Below are 15,136 nucleotides of genomic sequence, written 5' to 3' on the forward strand. Positions count from 1 at the left end.
GGGCAAATGCACGCCGGGCGTGGCTTTGCGTTATACTGCGCGGCCTTCGGCCGGCAGCGCGCCCCGCAGCACGGCCCCCTTCGCATAACAAGCCACGCCATCGCGTGGCTTGTTGGTTTTTCGACCATTGACGAGGCACGACGATGAGCGCACTGGTAGGCGTGATCATGGGCTCCAAGTCCGATTGGAGCACCCTTAGCCACACCACCGAGATGCTGGACAAGCTGGGCATCCCTTATGAAGTGAAGGTGGTTTCCGCCCACCGCACGCCGGACCTCTTGTTCCAGTACGCCGAAGAGGCCGAAGGCCGTGGCATCGAGGTGATCATCGCCGGTGCCGGCGGTGCCGCCCACCTGCCGGGCATGTGCGCCGCCAAGACCCACCTGCCGGTACTCGGCGTGCCGGTGCAGTCGTCCATGCTCTCGGGCGTCGACTCCCTGCTGTCCATCGTGCAGATGCCCGCTGGCATTCCGGTTGCCACCCTGGCCATCGGCAAGGCCGGTGCGATCAACGCGGCCCTGCTGGCGGCCAGCATCCTCGGCGGCAAGTACCCGAAGTACCACGTTGCGCTGAAGGACTTCCGTCGCGAGCAGACCGACATGGTCCTGGACAACCCGGACCCGCGTGAGGCCTGACCCATGAAGATCGGCGTTATCGGTGGCGGCCAGTTGGGTCGCATGATGGCCCTGGCGGGCACTCCGCTGGGCATGAACTTCGCCTTCCTCGACCCGGCGCCGGATGCCTGCGCTCAGGCCCTCGGCGAACACATCCGCGCCGACTACGGCGATCAGGATCATCTGCGCCAGCTGGCCGATGAAGTGGATCTGGTGACCTTCGAGTTCGAGAGCGTGCCGGCCGAAACCGTGGCTTTCCTCTCGCAGTTCGTGCCGGTGTACCCCAGCGCTGAAGCGCTGCGCATCGCCCGCGACCGTTGGTTCGAGAAGTCGATGTTCAAGGACCTCGGCATCCCCACTCCAGATTTCGCGGATATCCAGTCCCAGTCCGATCTCGACGCCGCTGCCGCCAGCATTGGCCTGCCGGCCGTGCTCAAGACCCGCACCCTGGGTTACGACGGTAAGGGCCAGAAGGTTCTGCGCAAGCCCGAGGACGTGACGGGCGCCTTCGCCGAACTGGGCAGCGTGCCCTGCATCCTCGAAGGCTTCGTACCCTTCACCGGCGAAGTGTCCCTGGTGGCGGTACGCGCCCGTGACGGCGAGACCCGCTTCTACCCGCTGGTGCACAACACCCACGAGAACGGCATCCTGCGCCTGTCCATCGCCAGCAGCGAGCATCCGCTGCAGGCCCTGGCTGAGGACTACGTCAGCCGTGTGTTGACCACGCTGGACTACGTCGGCGTGCTGGCCTTCGAGTTCTTCGAAGTGGACGGCGGCCTGAAGGCCAACGAAATCGCCCCGCGCGTGCACAACTCCGGCCACTGGACCATCGAAGGCGCCGAGTGCAGCCAGTTCGAGAACCACCTGCGCGCCGTCGCCGGCCTGCCGCTGGGCTCGACCGCCAAGCTGGGCGAGAGCGCCATGCTCAACTTCATCGGCGAAGTGCCGGCCGTGGATAAGGTGATTTCCATCGCCGACTGCCACCTGCATCACTATGGCAAGGCCTTCAAGGCGGGCCGCAAGGTGGGTCACGCCACCCTGCGCTGCGCTGATCGCGCCACTCTCGATCGCCAGATCGCGGCAGTCGAAGCGCTGATCGACCAGGCCTGATGCACCCACGACCGCCCCGCAATGGGGCGGTCGATGGCGGGAAAGCAGCCGTCCATCTAGGCTCAGGCATGCCTCAACTACCTTCGGAGGGCATGACATGGGCATCATCGGCACCATTATCATCGGACTGATCGTTGGTCTGATTGCACGCTTCATCAAGCCCGGCGACGACAGCATGGGCTGGATCATGACGATCCTGATCGGTGTTGGCGGTTCGCTGCTGGCCACCTATGGCGGTCAAGCAGTGGGCATTTACCAGGCTGGACAGGTCGCGGGCTTCATCGGCGCGGTGGTGGGCGCGGTGGTGCTGCTGGTGATCTACGGCATCGTCAAGAAAAGCTAGCGTGTCGGCTGTCGGTGGGGCTGGGAACCGCCAGGCCGCGCGGTTAGTCTTAGCGCCCGATGTTCTGGCCCCACGCTTTTACGAGTCCTCCCATGCACCGTCTCGCCTGTCTGCTCCTGCTGTTCTGCTGCACCTTCGCCCGTGCCGAACTCCCCGAAACCGACTGGTTGGAGCTGATGCCACCCGAGGACCGCAAGGCCCTGGAGGAGATGCCGGAGATCAGCCACGACAGCCCCGAGGCCGATGGCGCCTTCGGCCAGAAAGGCGGCCTCAAGCAGCAGAAGGACCTGCCGGCGGTGATGTATTCGGCCAAGACGGTGGCCGCCCTGAATGGCAAGCAGATCCACATCGGCGGCTACCCGGTGCCGCTGGAAAGCGATGCCCAGGGGCGCAGCACGCTGTTCTTCCTGGTGCCTTACCCCGGCGCCTGCATCCACGTCCCGCCGCCGCCGCCAAACCAGATCGTGCTGGTGCGCTACCCCAAGGGCATCCAGCTCGACGATATCTACGCGCCCATCTGGGTCGACGGCATCCTGAAGGTCGAGCAGGTCAGCAATGATCTGGCTGATGCCGCCTATGCCATGGATGCCGGCAGCGTGCGGCTGGTGGAAGAGAGCGACCTATAGGTCGACGAGGCGAAATTCGTGGGATGGGTCGAGGAACGAAACTCGTGCGGACCCCGGTAGATGGGTTTCGCGGGCTCTACCCATCCTACGGAATATCTGCCTTGAGCCTAGGCGACTGAATTCGCCCTTCTATAGGGTCAGAGCGGTTTGCTGGCGATGTTGAGCACCATGCGCTGCTCTTCGCCGGGCTTGAGCATCAGGATGTCGTCCATCACCCGGGCCGTCTCGATGCAGAGCATGCCTTGCCAGGCGTCTTCGGCGAACTGGGACAGGCGCCTGGCCTTGTCGATCCAGGGATTCCACACCACCGCCGAGGCAGAACCTTCGACATCAAGCTGGATCCGGCGCTTCCAGGCGCGGTCGAGGATGCTCATGCGGCTTGGCGTTTTGAGGTAGATGCGGTCCGTTTCGCTGGAGAACGCGAGACTTCCTTGCTGCTTGCGCAGTTGCCAGTCTTCCAGGGTCTCGATGTAGGGGCAGCCGTCCAGGCCTTCCACTTCCACTTCGCGAACATCGCTGATGGCGAAGTAACTGTGCAGCGCCTGGCTGATGGCCAGCGGGGTATCGCCGAGGTTGTGGTTGGAGAGGCTCACCTGCAGGGCTTCGCCGAGCCGGATGTCCAAATGTAGCTTTGCGGCGTGGGGCCAGCCGGGGAGCAACGGACTGCGGCTGTCGACGGCAAAGGCCATGTGGACGGTCGGGCCGTCGGTGTCGATGTTCAGCAGCTCCCAATCCAGTTCACGCACCAGTCCGTGGGCCGGGCAGAGTGGGCCGCCTTCGTGCATGCCCTGTACCTCGGCCGGATTGCGCCGCAGGTCGCCGAACCAGGGCCAGCACACCGGCACGCCGCCGCGCACAGCCTTGCCCTTCTGGTAGGCCGCCTGGTTGCTGAGCCAGATCAGCGGCGGCTCGCCGTCGCGCTGGTAGCCAAGGATCTGCGCGCCTTGCTGCGCCACCTGCAATTCGGCGTCTTCGGTGCGTACTCGCCAGCAGGTGAGTTCGTCGAGTTCGATACGTTCAACCAGGGGACTGGACATCTGGAGTTCCTCCGTGGGGCATTGGCTCCATTGGAGCGCGCCAGGGCGGTTTTTCCAAGGGCCAAGGCGCAGACGCCCGTCATGGACGGGCGTCTTGTAGGGGCATCAGCTGCCGTAGAGCTGCTCGGGCAACCAGGTGATCAACTGCGGGAACAGGTAGGCGATCACCAGCATCAGCAACTGGATGAGGATGAAGGGCACCACGCCACGGTACATGGTGCTGGTGGGCACCGAGGGGGGTGTCACCCCGCGCAGGTAGAACAGCGAGAAGCCGAAGGGTGGGGTGAGGAAGGAGGTTTGCAGGTTAAGGGCGATCATCACCCCGAGCCATACCGGGTCCAGTCCCATGGCCAGCAGCACTGGGCCGACGATGGGCACCACCACGAAGGTGATCTCGATGAAGTCGAGGATGAAGCCCAGCAGGAAGATCACCAGCATCACCACGAAGAACGCGCCAAGCACGCCGCCGGGCAGCATCGCGAACATGTCTTCGATCAGCACTTCGCCGCCGAAGCCGCGGAACACCAACGAGAACAGCGAGGCGCCGATCAGGATCAGGAACACCATGGAGGTGATCTCGGTGGTGCCGAAGGCCACTTCGCGCAGTTGCGGCAGGCTGAGCTTGCCCTTGGCCAGGGCCAGCAGCATGGCGCCCACAGCGCCCAGTGCGGCAGCCTCGGTGGGGGTGGCGAGACCGGCCAGGATCGAACCGAGCACCGCGGCGATCAGCGCCAGTGGCGGGATCAGTGCCTTGGCCAGTTTGCCCCACTCGATCGGGCCCAGCTCTTCCTTGGGCAAGGCCGGCAGCTTCTTAGGCTGCAGGATGGCCACGGCTACCAGGTAGAGGATGTACATCCCCACCAGCACGAGTCCGGGGATCAGCGCGCCGACGAAGAGATCGCCCACCGAGACGGTCTTCGGCGAGTAGATGCCCATTTTCAGCTGCGCCTGCTGGTAGGCGCTGGACATCACGTCGCCCAGCAGCACCAGGATGATGGAGGGCGGGATGATCTGACCAAGGGTGCCGGTGGCGGCCAGGGTCCCGGTGGCGATGGCCGGATCGTAATTGCGTCGCAGCATGGTGGGCAGTGCCAGCAGGCCCATGGTCACCACCGTGGCGCCGACGATGCCGGTGCTGGCGGCGAGCAGGGTGCCCACTACGCAGACGGAAATCGCCAGGCCGCCGCGCAGGGTGCCGAACAATCGCGACATGGATTCCAGCAGGTCCTCCGCGACGCGGCTTTTCTCCAGCATGACCCCCATGAACACGAACAGCGGCACGGCGAGCAGGGTCTGGTTGTTCATGATGCCGAAAGTGCGATTCGGCAGGGCATGGAGAAAGCTTGGATCGAAGGTGCCGGTGAGTACGCCGATGCCGGAAAAGATCAGCGCCATGCCGCCCAGTGTGAAAGCGACCGGGTAGCCGGCCATCAGCGCGACGCAAATGCTGACGAAGAGGAGGATTGCCATGACCTCAGCCATGCTTCACCTCCCCGTCTGCGTCGATGATCCGCCCGCTGGCCAGGTAGCCGCACTTGATCAGAATGGACAGCCCCTGCAGCAGCAGGCTCACCACCAACACGAGGATGATGCTCTTCTGCAGGTACACCAGAGGCAGGCCGCCGGACTCGCTGGAGCGCTCCAGGGTCGACCAGGAGGCGCTGACGTAGTCCCAGCTGTTCCAGCCCAGGTAGAGGCAAACCGGGATCAGGAAGAACAGGGTGCCCAGCATGTCCACGACGGCGCGGCGGCGGCCGGAGAACTTCTGGTAGAAGATGTCGACACGGACATGGGCGTTGCGGTGCAGGGTCCAGGCCGCGGCCCCCATGAACACCAGTGCGTGGGCGTACATCACCGATTCCTGCAGGGCGATGGCGCCGATGCCGAAACCGTAGCGCAGCACCACCACGATCGCGGTACCGAGCACGAGGAAGAGCGTGAGCCAGGCGCAGGCCTGGCCGAATCGGGCGTTGAGCGCGTCTAGAAAGTGCGCTACGCCCAGCAAGGCGGGTGTCTTTGCGGTCATTGCAGGTCCTTGTCGTTATTGGAAGAGGGACGAGACGCTGAACGTTCTAGCAGGTCGGCAAAAGCTTGCACAGGACGCTACAACTTTAGTCCAGCAAGCTAGGCTGGTTGCTGATTTGGCGCTTGCCTTCAGGCAATCTGTTGGGCGTCATGCACGATCCGCAACGACCACAACAAGAACAAGGAGAAACAGCATGAAACGTCGTGAAATCATCGCCGCGGCCGGGGTGGGCCTTGCGGCCGCAGCGTTAGCCGGTTGTGACAAGAAGGAGCAGGCCGCCGGCGGACCGCAGGCTGAGGCGCAGACCTTCAACTGGAAAATGGTCACCTCCTGGCCGAAGAACTTCCCTGGCGTGGGCGTGGGTGCCGAGCGCTTCGCCAAGTTGGTGGAGGAAATGAGCAGCGGCCGGCTGAAGATCAAGGTCTACGCCGCCGGTGAACTGGTTCCGGCACTGGAAGTGTTCGATGCCGTATCCCGTGGCACCGCCGAGATGGGGCACGGCGCGCCCTACTACTGGAAGGGCAAGGTACCCGCCGCGCAGTTCTTCTGCGCGCTGCCCTTCGGCCCCAACGCCCAGGAGATGAATGCCTGGCTGCACAAGGGCGGTGGTATCGAGCTCTGGGAAGAGGTGTACAAGCCCTTCGGTGTGCTGCCCATGGCGTGCGGCGCCACCGGCGTACAGACCGCCGGCTGGTTCAACAAGGAAATCAACAGCGTCGAGGACTTCAATGGCCTGAAGATGCGGACCCCGGGCCTGGGGGGCGAAGTGCTGACGAAGATGGGGGGCACCGTGGTCAATCTGCCGGCGGGCGAGATCTTCACCGCGCTGCAGACTGGCGCCATCGACGCTACCGAGTGGATTGGCCCATACAACGATCTGGCCCTGGGCCTGCACAAGGCTGCCAAGTACTACTACACCCCGGGTTGGCAGGAGCCCAACGTGACCTTCGAACTGGACGTCAACCTCAAGGCCTGGGAAACCCTGCCAGCTGACCTCAAGGCCATCGTCCGCGCAGCCGCCCGCGATGTGAACGGTGACATGCTGGATGACTACAACGCGCGCAACATGGAGGCCATGGAGAAGCTCAAGGCCGAGGGTGTCGAAGTTCGTCGCCTGCCGGAGCCGGTTCTGGCCAGGCTCAAGGAAGTGGCCGCCGAGGTAGTCGAGGCCAGTGCCGCGGCTGATCCGGCGGCGAGCAAGGTGTGGCAGCAGCAGAAAGCCTACCTGCAGCGCATGCTCGCCTACGCCGAGGAAAGCGAGAAGCTGATCTACAACATCCGCGGCTGACGTCCAGGCCGGTGGCCATTGGCTGCCGGCCCTGCTTTTAATGGTTCGTCATTTTTACGACGCGGGCCGGGTTCTCCTGAATTGGCATCGCGTCGCTCTTGATATCACTGGATTTTCTCGGCTGATCTTTTTCCCGAAAGACCCGTTGCGGGCCCTTTCATCGGCTTATTCCAACGGGTAGTCGCACGTCCTGTGCCGCCTTTCGACCCTCCTCCGACTTCGCGGCTTTCCTCACGCCTTGAATCGGCTGGATTTTTTCCCCGCCCTCGGGGCTTGGTGCTTCCAGCTCCCCGAAAAGAGGCTTCTCCATCTCGACCTAGACTCTGCATTACCTGCTGGCAAGTGGAGTTGCGGCCATGCGCAAGCTACTGATAATTATTCCTATTTTCGCTTCCCTGGCGATGATGGTTGGTTTCTGGGCGCGTCCCGACCCGGTCCCGGTTCAACTGGTGGAGGTGGCCAAGGGCGAGGTGGAAACCCTGGTGGCCAATACCCGGGCGGGCACGGTGAAAGCGTGTCGACGTGCGCATCTGTCATTCAAGACGGGAGGGCAGGTCAGCGAATTGCTGATTCATGCCGGTCAGCGGGTGCAGGCTGGCGATGTGTTGATGCGCCTGCGCCAGGATGACTTGCTCGCGCGAGTGGAAGAAGCCCGTGCACGGCTCGATGCCCAGCGCAACCTGCGCGAGCAGAGCTGCCGCCAGGCCAGCCAGGACCAGCGCGATCAGCAGCGCCTTGAGCGTCTGGCCGAGCGCAACCTGGCCTCCCAGGACCTGCTGGACCAGAGCACCACTCGCGCGCGGTTGTCGCAGCTGCTGTGCAGTGGCGGCGAGGCGAAGATCCGCGAGGCCGTGGCCAGCCTCGACCTGCAGCTGGCGCAGTTGGACCAGGCCACCCTGCGGGCGCCGTTTGCCGGAATAGTTGCCGAAATCAACGGCGAACTCGGGGAGGTGGTGACCCCGTCGCCGCCGGGCATCCCGACACCGCCGGCCGTGGATCTGATCGATGACCAGTGCCTCTTTGTCGAGGCGCCCATAGATGAGGTGGATGCGGCCATGGTGCGCCCCGGCATGCCCGTGCGCATCACTTTGGATGCGTTCCGCGGACGCAGTTTCGAAGGACGGGTGAGCCGCATCGCGCCCTTCGTTCGTGAGCTGGAAAAACAGGCGCGCACTGTGGACGTGGAGGTGAAGTTCGAGCGGGTGCCGCCAGACCTGCTCCTGCTCAGCGGCTACAGCGCCGACGTGGAAATCCTCCTGGCGCAACGCGAGCAGACCCTGCGGGTGCCGACGGAAAGCCTGCTGGAAGGCGGCAAGGTGCTGCGCTACGACCCGAGCAATGGCCATTTGCGTGAGCAGCGGGTGGAGATCGGCCTGGCCAACTGGCGCTGGAGCGAGGTGAAGGATGGGCTGGACGCCGGCGACCGTATCCTGCCCAGCCTGCAGCATGATGGCCTGGCCGATGGCAGCGTGGTCAGCCCCAGTGGCGAGGCCGAGGAGGCGACGCCGTGATCCTCATGCATCAAGTCAGTCGCTGCTTCCAGCTGGGCGACCAGCGGGTGCGCGGTCTCGACCACCTCGACCTGGATGTGGCAGACGGCGAGTACCTGGCCATCACCGGGGCCTCCGGCTCGGGCAAGTCCACCTTGCTGAACATCCTCGGCCTGCTGGATGCACCGGACAGTGGCGAGTTCTGGCTTGACGAGGAGCCCACCGCCCGCTTGGGGGAAGAGCGTCGCGCGTCCCTGCGTAGCCGTCTGATCGGTTTTGTCTTCCAGTCCTTTCACCTGATCCCGCGTTTGACTGCGCTGGAGAATATCGAGCTGCCCATGCTGCTGGCCGGCGTCGAGCCCGCCGAGCGTCGCCTTCGCAGCCTGCATCTGGCCGAGCGTCTGGGCCTGGCCGAGCGCTTGCAGCATCACCCGGCCGAGCTCTCCGGTGGCCAGCGTCAGCGGGTGGCCATTGCCCGCGCGATGGTGATGCGGCCGCGCCTGCTGTTGGCCGACGAGCCAACCGGTAATCTCGACAGCCAGTCCGGCGCCGAGGTGGTGGCGCTGCTGGAAGAGCTGAATGAAGAGGGCCTCACCCTGATCCTGGTGACCCACGACGCCCAGCACGCTGCTCGCGCCCATCGTCAGATACAGATGCGTGACGGCTGTATTCTCAGCGACCGGTGTCAGGGAGCGCTTGCCTGATGGACCCGCTGGACGCCTGCCGCTTCTGGCTCGGCGCCCTGCGAGGGCACGGCTCGCGCAGCATCATGTTGTTGCTGGCGATGGCCGTGGGCGTGTTCTTCGTGACCCTGCTGAGCGGTCTGGGGGAGGGTGTTCGGACGTACATGTTGGGGGAGTTCTCGCTGCTCGGGCGCGACATTCTTATCGTCCTGCCTGGCCGCAATGAAACCGCCGGCGGTATGCCGCCCATCACCGGCATGGCCCCGCGGTCCCTGACTCAGGCGGATGCTGCCGCCCTCGGCCGCTTGCCAGCGGTGCGCCGGGTGGCGCCCCTGCATGCCGGGCAACTGGAGGTCAGCCGTGACAACCGAAATCGAGAAGCCCTGACCCTGGGCACCACTCGGGCCTTCTTCGCCATTCGCCAGCTGCGTCTCGCTCAGGGCCAACCGCTGCCGGAACTGGAGCCGGATCAGGCGGAGGACGTCTGTGTGATCGGCAGTCGTCTGCGCCAGGCGCTGTTCGGCAGCTCTCCGGCGCTGGGCCAGTGGTTGCGCGCCGGTGATCGGCGCTTCCGGGTGATCGGCGTTCTGGACGAGCGCGGCGAGTCTCTGGGGATGGATTTCTCCGAGGCGTTGATCGTCCCAACGGCCAGCGCCGAGGGGTTGTTCAACCGCGAGGGGTTGTACCGCGTCTTCGTCGAGGTCCGCGGCCCCAGCTACCTGGACAGCGCGCGGCGCCAGGTGTTGGCGACCCTCACCGAGCGTCACCATGGGGAGGAAGACGTCACGCTGCTCAGCCAGGACTCCATGCTCGCCGCTTTCGACGGCATTCTCAGTGGACTGACCCTGGCCCTGGCTGGCATCGCGGCCGTCAGCCTGCTGGTGGCCGGCATCCTGATCATGAACGTCACCTGGATCGCAGTCCTGCAACGCACCGCCGAGATTGGCCTGCTCAAGGCGGTCGGCGCCAGCTCGGCCCAGGTGCGCCTGCTGTTCCTGGGCGAGGCGGCGCTATTGGCATTGTTGGGAGCGGGCAGCGGGATGGCACTGGGTGAGCTGCTGCTTTGGGTGGGACGGATGGCCAGTGACTTGCCGCTGTATGCACCCTGGTGGGCGCGGCTGGGTGCGCCGTCGCTGGCCCTGGCGGCGGCGCTGCTCTTCGCCTGGCTGCCGGCGAACCACGCCGCGGCTCAGGTGCCGGTGCAGGCCTTGCGCCCGCAAGGCAGCCTCTGATGCGCTGGCGCGACGGCCTTGGCCTGTGTGGCTCGGCCTTGTCCAGCCAGCCACTGCGCAGCCTGTTGACCCTGCTCGGAGTGGCCATCGGAATCGCCGCCGTGGCGCTGCTCACGGCGATGGGGGAGGGGCTGCGCGACCGCGTGCTGGACAGCTTCGCCCAGTTCGGAACGCGAGTGGTCACGGTGCGCCCCGGAACCCTGCCCACCGGCGGCATCGGCGGGATTCTTGCCAGTGCGCGACCATTGTCCATCGCTGACGCCGACGCCCTGGGGCGACTGCCCCATGCCGAAGCCGTGGTGCCGATCATCCAGGGCAATGGCGACATTCAGGCGGGTGGGCGGCAACGGCGGGTGGACATTCTTGGCACCAGCTCCCAGCTGGCGTCCGCCTGGCGCGTGCGCATGGCCCAGGGGCAGTTCCTGCCGCCGTCACGGAATGGTCGCACCCCGTCTTACGTGGTGCTGGGCGCAAAGCTGGGCACGGAGCTTTTCGGCAGCGCCAACCCGGTGGGCCAGCGAGTGCGGGTGGGCGGCATGAGCTTCCGGGTGAGCGGTGTGATGGAGCGCAAGGGCAACCTGCTGGGATTTGACCTCGACGACATCGCCTACATCCCGGTGGACTGGGCAGAGAACCTGTTCAACCGCGAAGGGCTGGTAAAGATCCATGTTCTGTTCGACGAGCGTACGCCGGCTGAACCGTTCGCCGACAGCGTGCGTCGGCTGTTGGTGGAACGCCATGGCCGCGAAGACTTTCGCATGACGTCGCAGAGCGACCTGCTGGGGAGCCTCAATCGCATCCTCGCCACCATTACCCTGGGTGTTGCGGCGCTGGGTGGGATTTCTCTGCTGGTGGGTGCGGTGGGCATCCTCACCATCATGACTACCACGGTCGGTGAAAGGACCGCCGAAATCGGCCTGCTCCGTGCCGTGGGCGCAGCGCCCCGCCAAGTGCTCGCGCTGTTCCTCGCCGAGGCGACGCTGCTGTCGGTGCTGGGGGGCGTGCTGGGGCTGGCGATGGTGGGGCTGTTGCTGGCGGCGCTGCACTGGATGGTGCCCGGGCTACCACTGAACTTGAGCCCGCCGATGGTGCTGCTGGCGCTGCTGCTGTCGGCCGTCGTGGGCATTGCTGCGGGCCTGGCGCCGGCCCGACGCGCGGCGAAGCTGCATCCGGTGGATGCATTGCGCCTGTAGGGTTCCTCGGGTTTCGGTGCGAACCCTGGAAACGAAAAAGGGCCGCTTGCGCGACCCCTTCTGCGATGGCCTGTCAGCCCCGACGCGGCGGGACCGGGCGGGTGCGGCCACTGCCGTCGATGGCGACGAAGACGAACACCGCTTCGGTGACCTTGCGCCATTCGCTGGACAGCGGGTCGTCGCTCCAGACTTCCACCAGCATCTGGATGGAGCTGCGGCCGATCTCCAGGGTCTGGGTATAGAAAGAGAGCTGAGCGCCCACGGCCACTGGCACCAGGAACGCCATGCGGTCGATGGCCACCGTAGCCACGCGGCCCGCGGCGACCTTGCTGGCCATGGCGGTGCCGGCCAGGTCCATCTGGGAGACCAGCCAGCCGCCATAGATGTCGCCGAAGCCGTTGGTTTCCCGCGGGAGCGCGGTGATCTGCAGGGCGAGATCGCCTTGCGGGGTGAGGTTCTCGTCTTCTTCTATCTCGATCATGCCGGGACTGCCTGTTTCGTGTGTGCGGCGCCAATGCCTGGAAAGGGGCGGTGCCCCTTCCTTCCCTGTGCGCCAGCCGACCCACTGCATGCCGACCTGCGCTGAACTGCGGGCAGTATATAGGTACGGCGGGGCGCCAGACGACCGTTGTGGCGCATCAGCGGCGGTTTTGTGGCTGAGACTGTGTACATGTGACGCTTTTTGATATGTTGCCTGCCGATTTGCCGCCAAAGCAGCGGCAAACGCACTGCACCCCCAGACGAGAATCCCCCCACATGTCTTCCGTGCTCGCCCCCGAGGCGCCTGCCTCGCGTCCGCTGACCCGCAGCGACTACAAAACCCTGTCGCTTTCTGCGCTCGGCGGAGCCCTGGAGTTCTACGACTTCATCATTTTCGTATTCTTCGCCGCCGTCGTGGGCAAGCTGTTCTTCCCTGCCGAGATGCCGGAATGGCTGCGCCAGTTGCAAACCTTCGGCATTTTCGCCGCCGGCTATCTGGCGCGCCCGTTGGGCGGTATCGTCATGGCGCACTTCGGCGACCTCCTGGGCCGCAAGCGCATGTTCACCCTGAGCATCTTCCTGATGGCGGTGCCGACCCTGGTGATGGGCCTGTTGCCCACCTACGAGCAGATCGGCATCTGGGCACCCCTGGCGCTGCTGGCAATGCGCGTGATTCAGGGCGCGGCCATTGGCGGTGAGGTGCCGGGCGCCTGGGTCTTCGTGTCCGAGCACGTACCGTCGCGCTACATCGGCTATGCCTGCGGCACGCTGACGTCAGGCCTGACCGCAGGCATCCTGCTGGGCTCGCTGATGGCGACCCTGATCAACAGCCTCTACACCCCGGCGGAAGTGCTGGACTGGGCCTGGCGCCTGCCGTTCCTGATCGGCGGTGTGTTTGGGCTGTTTGCCGTGTACCTGCGCCGCTGGCTGCACGAAACCCCGGTATTTGCGGAGATGCAGCAGCGCAAGGCGCTCGCCGAGGAAGTACCGCTGAAGACGGTGCTGCGCGAGCATCGCGGTGCCATCGCGTTGTCCATGCTACTGACCTGGGTGCTGTCGGCCGGCATCGTGGTCGTGATTCTGATGACCCCGACCCTGCTGCAGACCGTCTACGGTTTCGACGCCGCCACGGCGCTCAAGGCCAACAGCCTGGCCATCGTGCTGCTGTCCATCGGTTGCGTGGCTTCCGGGGCCATCGCCGACCGCATCGGCGCCGGGCGCACCTTCCTGGTGGGCGGCCTGTTGCTGGCGATCAGTTCCTGGACCTTCTACACCAGCCTCCAGGCCCACCCGGACTGGCTGTTCCCGCTCTACGCGCTGACCGGCCTGTTCGTCGGCACCATCGGTGCGGTGCCCTATGTGATGGTCAAGGCTTTCCCTCCGGTGGTGCGCTTCTCCGGCCTGTCGTTTTCCTACAACCTGGCCTACGCCATCTTCGGCGGCCTGACCCCGATGGTGGTGTCGCTGCTGATGAAGTGGGACAGCCTCGGCCCGGCCTATTACGTGGCAGCCCTGTGTGGCGTGGCAATGCTGATCGGGGTGTTCCTCATCGCGAAGAAGCGCTGAGTCGTAGGATGGGTAGAGCCTGCGAAACCCATCGATTCGCGATGATGGGTTTCGCTCCGCTCTGCGCCATCCTACGAGAGCCTCACTTCTTCGCCGCACTCACCCGCCATACCTTGTTGCCCACGTCGTCGGTCACCAGCAGCGCGCCTTTGCTGTCGAGCTTCACGTCAACCGGCCGGCCCTGGGCGTTGCCTTTGGCGTCGAGGAAGCCGGTGAGTACGTCGACCGGCTGGCCGTGCGGCTTGCCGCCCTTGAAGGGCACGTAGATCACCTTGTAGCCACTGTGGGGCTTGCGGTTCCACGAGCCGTGCAGACCGACGAAGAGGCCATTCTGGAATTTCGGCAGTTTGCTGCCCTTGGCGAAGGCGATGCCCAGGGAAGCGGTGTGCGGGCCGAGGGCGTAGTCGGGCACCAGGGCCTTGGCCACCAGATCCGGACGTTGTGGCTGGACCCGCGTGTCCACATGCTGGCCGAAGTAGCTCCAGGGCCAGCCATAGAAGCCACCGTCCTTCACCGTGGTGATGTAATCCGGCACCAGGTCGCTTCCCAGCTCGTCTCGCTCGTTCACCGCTGTCCACAGTTTGCCGGTCTGCGGCTCCCAGGCCAGGCCCACCGGGTTGCGCAGGCCGGTGGCATAGAGACGCTTGCTGCCGCTGTCGCGGTCCAGTTCCCAGATCGCCGCACGGCCTTCTTCGGCCTCCAGGCCGTTCTCGCCCACGTTGCTGTTGGAGCCCACCGTTATATAGAGCTTGCGGCCGTCGCGGCTGGCGATGACATTCTTGGTCCAGTGATAATTGAGCCCGGCGGGAAGGTCGGTGACCTTGTTGCCCGGCTCGCTGATTTCCGTGGCGCCTTTCACATAGGGGAAGCGCAGCAGCGCATCGGCATTGGCGACGTAGAGGTCCTTGCCTACCAGCACCATGCCAAAAGGCGAGTTGAGGCCGCTGAGGAACGTGCTGCGCAGGTCGGCCACACCGTCGCCGTTGATGTCGCGCAGCAGGGATATGCGATTGGCGCTCGGCACCTGGGCGCCGGCGCGCCTCATGAACCAGTCAGCCACCCAGCTCTTGATGCCCGCTGGCTTGTCGGCGTTCGGCGCGGCGCTTTCCGCCACCAGGACGTCACCGTTGGGCAGTACATAGAGCCAGCGCGGGTGTTGCAGGCCTTCGGCGAAGGCGTTGACCCTGGCGCCAGGTGCGGCCACGGGCGTGGTACCTGGCGCCCAACCTGTGGCCGGCGCGATGTTGACGGTGGGGATGAAGGTCTTGTTGGGGGCCGGCAGTTGCGGGTTGGGACCGGTGCCGTCCTCGACCTTCAGGGTGGCTTGTTCGCTGCACGCGGTGCAGATCGCCAGCAGTGCGGCGGGCAGCAAGGGATGACGCGTCATGGGGCTGTCTCCAGGTGGTGATTCGAGCGAAATCCCTCCTTGGACAAGCGATGATGGCCAT

Annotated in this window: 15 protein-coding genes; 10 read left to right on the forward strand and 5 right to left on the reverse strand. The window is 65.2% G+C overall.

The features are described 5' to 3' along the window. Nucleotides 1–143 precede the first annotated feature (143 nt). The 4 genes from purE (at nucleotide 144) to E8F20_RS19535 (ending at nucleotide 2,693) form a co-directional block, all read left to right on the forward strand. Nucleotides 144–635 (forward strand): 5-(carboxyamino)imidazole ribonucleotide mutase, encoded by a 492-nt coding sequence (gene purE / locus E8F20_RS19520; protein WP_028626945.1) that lies wholly within the window; start codon nucleotides 144–146, stop codon nucleotides 633–635. 3 nt (nucleotides 636–638) lie between these two features. Next, nucleotides 639–1,724, forward strand: coding sequence for a 5-(carboxyamino)imidazole ribonucleotide synthase (locus E8F20_RS19525; RefSeq protein WP_280285215.1), 1,086 nt, complete (start codon nucleotides 639–641; stop codon nucleotides 1,722–1,724). A gap of 97 nt (nucleotides 1,725–1,821) precedes the next feature. Further along, a complete protein-coding gene (locus E8F20_RS19530; protein ID WP_028626943.1) occupies nucleotides 1,822–2,067 on the forward strand; it encodes a GlsB/YeaQ/YmgE family stress response membrane protein in 246 nt (81 codons plus the stop codon). A gap of 92 nt (nucleotides 2,068–2,159) precedes the next feature. Then, the gene (locus E8F20_RS19535; protein WP_280285217.1) at nucleotides 2,160–2,693 is read left to right on the forward strand and encodes a DUF3299 domain-containing protein; all 534 of its coding nucleotides are present in this window, start codon (nucleotides 2,160–2,162) and stop codon (nucleotides 2,691–2,693) included. A 137-nt stretch (nucleotides 2,694–2,830) separates the two neighbouring features. Here E8F20_RS19535 and E8F20_RS19540 read toward each other — a convergent pair whose 3' ends face one another. The 3 genes from E8F20_RS19540 to E8F20_RS19550 all read right to left on the reverse strand — a co-directional run bounded on the left by E8F20_RS19540 (nucleotide 2,831) and on the right by E8F20_RS19550 (nucleotide 5,756). Beyond that, nucleotides 2,831–3,730: a D-hexose-6-phosphate mutarotase gene (locus E8F20_RS19540; protein ID WP_280285218.1), complete on the reverse strand. Its 900-nt coding sequence runs from the start codon at nucleotides 3,728–3,730 to the stop codon at nucleotides 2,831–2,833. Between the two features lie 105 nt (nucleotides 3,731–3,835). Then, nucleotides 3,836–5,212, reverse strand: a complete 1,377-nt coding sequence (locus E8F20_RS19545) for a TRAP transporter large permease subunit (protein ID WP_280285219.1) — start codon at nucleotides 5,210–5,212, stop codon at nucleotides 3,836–3,838. Next, a complete protein-coding gene (locus E8F20_RS19550) occupies nucleotides 5,205–5,756 on the reverse strand; it encodes a TRAP transporter small permease subunit (protein WP_280285220.1) in 552 nt (183 codons plus the stop codon). Before E8F20_RS19550 ends, E8F20_RS19545 begins: the two co-directional genes overlap by 8 nt. Nucleotides 5,757–5,949: 193 nt before the next feature. On the opposite strand from E8F20_RS19550, the gene E8F20_RS19555 reads away from it, so the two are divergent. The 5 genes from E8F20_RS19555 to E8F20_RS19575 all read left to right on the forward strand — a co-directional run bounded on the left by E8F20_RS19555 (nucleotide 5,950) and on the right by E8F20_RS19575 (nucleotide 11,642). Then, entirely contained in the window at nucleotides 5,950–7,044 is a 1,095-nt protein-coding gene (locus E8F20_RS19555) for a TRAP transporter substrate-binding protein (RefSeq protein WP_280285221.1), read from the forward strand. 356 nt (nucleotides 7,045–7,400) lie between these two features. Further along, nucleotides 7,401–8,555: an efflux RND transporter periplasmic adaptor subunit gene (locus E8F20_RS19560; protein WP_280285222.1), complete on the forward strand. Its 1,155-nt coding sequence runs from the start codon at nucleotides 7,401–7,403 to the stop codon at nucleotides 8,553–8,555. Nucleotides 8,556–8,560: 5 nt separating this feature from the next. Further along, on the forward strand, nucleotides 8,561–9,238 hold the full coding sequence (locus E8F20_RS19565) for an ABC transporter ATP-binding protein (protein WP_280285429.1): 678 nt from the start codon (nucleotides 8,561–8,563) through the stop codon (nucleotides 9,236–9,238). Continuing rightward, nucleotides 9,238–10,449 carry an ABC transporter permease gene (locus tag E8F20_RS19570; RefSeq protein ID WP_280285223.1) on the forward strand — a complete coding sequence of 404 codons (1,212 nt, stop codon included), beginning with the start codon at nucleotides 9,238–9,240 and terminating at the stop codon, nucleotides 10,447–10,449. Before E8F20_RS19565 ends, E8F20_RS19570 begins: the two co-directional genes overlap by 1 nt. Then, complete coding sequence (locus tag E8F20_RS19575; protein ID WP_280285224.1) at nucleotides 10,449–11,642, forward strand: ABC transporter permease; 1,194 nt, start codon at nucleotides 10,449–10,451, stop codon at nucleotides 11,640–11,642. Before E8F20_RS19570 ends, E8F20_RS19575 begins: the two co-directional genes overlap by 1 nt. Before the next feature lie 73 nt (nucleotides 11,643–11,715). Here the strand turns inward: E8F20_RS19575 and E8F20_RS19580 are convergent, their stop codons facing one another. Further along, the gene (locus tag E8F20_RS19580) at nucleotides 11,716–12,123 is read right to left on the reverse strand and encodes an acyl-CoA thioesterase (protein WP_028626933.1); all 408 of its coding nucleotides are present in this window, start codon (nucleotides 12,121–12,123) and stop codon (nucleotides 11,716–11,718) included. A 275-nt stretch (nucleotides 12,124–12,398) separates the two neighbouring features. On the opposite strand from E8F20_RS19580, the gene E8F20_RS19585 reads away from it, so the two are divergent. Further along, the gene (locus tag E8F20_RS19585; RefSeq protein WP_280285225.1) at nucleotides 12,399–13,688 is read left to right on the forward strand and encodes an MFS transporter; all 1,290 of its coding nucleotides are present in this window, start codon (nucleotides 12,399–12,401) and stop codon (nucleotides 13,686–13,688) included. 82 nt (nucleotides 13,689–13,770) lie between these two features. Here E8F20_RS19585 and E8F20_RS19590 read toward each other — a convergent pair whose 3' ends face one another. Then, nucleotides 13,771–15,075 carry a sorbosone dehydrogenase family protein gene (locus tag E8F20_RS19590; RefSeq protein ID WP_280285227.1) on the reverse strand — a complete coding sequence of 435 codons (1,305 nt, stop codon included), beginning with the start codon at nucleotides 15,073–15,075 and terminating at the stop codon, nucleotides 13,771–13,773. Nucleotides 15,076–15,136 lie beyond the last annotated feature (61 nt).

Source organism: Pseudomonas sp. BN415, assembly GCF_029871195.1.
Taxonomy (GTDB): Bacteria; Pseudomonadota; Gammaproteobacteria; order Pseudomonadales; family Pseudomonadaceae; genus Metapseudomonas; species Metapseudomonas resinovorans.

What these genes read in the sequence shown, in the direction of transcription:
- purE (WP_028626945.1), top strand. Translation starts at nt 144, where the DNA reads ATGAGCGCACTGGTAGGCGTGATCATGGGCTCCAAGTCCGATTGGAGC.
- E8F20_RS19525 (WP_280285215.1), top strand. Translation starts at nt 639, where the DNA reads ATGAAGATCGGCGTTATCGGTGGCGGCCAGTTGGGTCGCATGATGGCC.
- E8F20_RS19530 (WP_028626943.1), top strand. Translation starts at nt 1,822, where the DNA reads ATGGGCATCATCGGCACCATTATCATCGGACTGATCGTTGGTCTGATT.
- E8F20_RS19535 (WP_280285217.1), top strand. Translation starts at nt 2,160, where the DNA reads ATGCACCGTCTCGCCTGTCTGCTCCTGCTGTTCTGCTGCACCTTCGCC.
- E8F20_RS19540 (WP_280285218.1), bottom strand. Translation starts at nt 3,730, where the DNA reads ATGTCCAGTCCCCTGGTTGAACGTATCGAACTCGACGAACTCACCTGC.
- E8F20_RS19545 (WP_280285219.1), bottom strand. Translation starts at nt 5,212, where the DNA reads ATGGCTGAGGTCATGGCAATCCTCCTCTTCGTCAGCATTTGCGTCGCG.
- E8F20_RS19550 (WP_280285220.1), bottom strand. Translation starts at nt 5,756, where the DNA reads ATGACCGCAAAGACACCCGCCTTGCTGGGCGTAGCGCACTTTCTAGAC.
- E8F20_RS19555 (WP_280285221.1), top strand. Translation starts at nt 5,950, where the DNA reads ATGAAACGTCGTGAAATCATCGCCGCGGCCGGGGTGGGCCTTGCGGCC.
- E8F20_RS19560 (WP_280285222.1), top strand. Translation starts at nt 7,401, where the DNA reads ATGCGCAAGCTACTGATAATTATTCCTATTTTCGCTTCCCTGGCGATG.
- E8F20_RS19565 (WP_280285429.1), top strand. Translation starts at nt 8,561, where the DNA reads ATGCATCAAGTCAGTCGCTGCTTCCAGCTGGGCGACCAGCGGGTGCGC.
- E8F20_RS19570 (WP_280285223.1), top strand. Translation starts at nt 9,238, where the DNA reads ATGGACCCGCTGGACGCCTGCCGCTTCTGGCTCGGCGCCCTGCGAGGG.
- E8F20_RS19575 (WP_280285224.1), top strand. Translation starts at nt 10,449, where the DNA reads ATGCGCTGGCGCGACGGCCTTGGCCTGTGTGGCTCGGCCTTGTCCAGC.
- E8F20_RS19580 (WP_028626933.1), bottom strand. Translation starts at nt 12,123, where the DNA reads ATGATCGAGATAGAAGAAGACGAGAACCTCACCCCGCAAGGCGATCTC.
- E8F20_RS19585 (WP_280285225.1), top strand. Translation starts at nt 12,399, where the DNA reads ATGTCTTCCGTGCTCGCCCCCGAGGCGCCTGCCTCGCGTCCGCTGACC.
- E8F20_RS19590 (WP_280285227.1), bottom strand. Translation starts at nt 15,075, where the DNA reads ATGACGCGTCATCCCTTGCTGCCCGCCGCACTGCTGGCGATCTGCACC.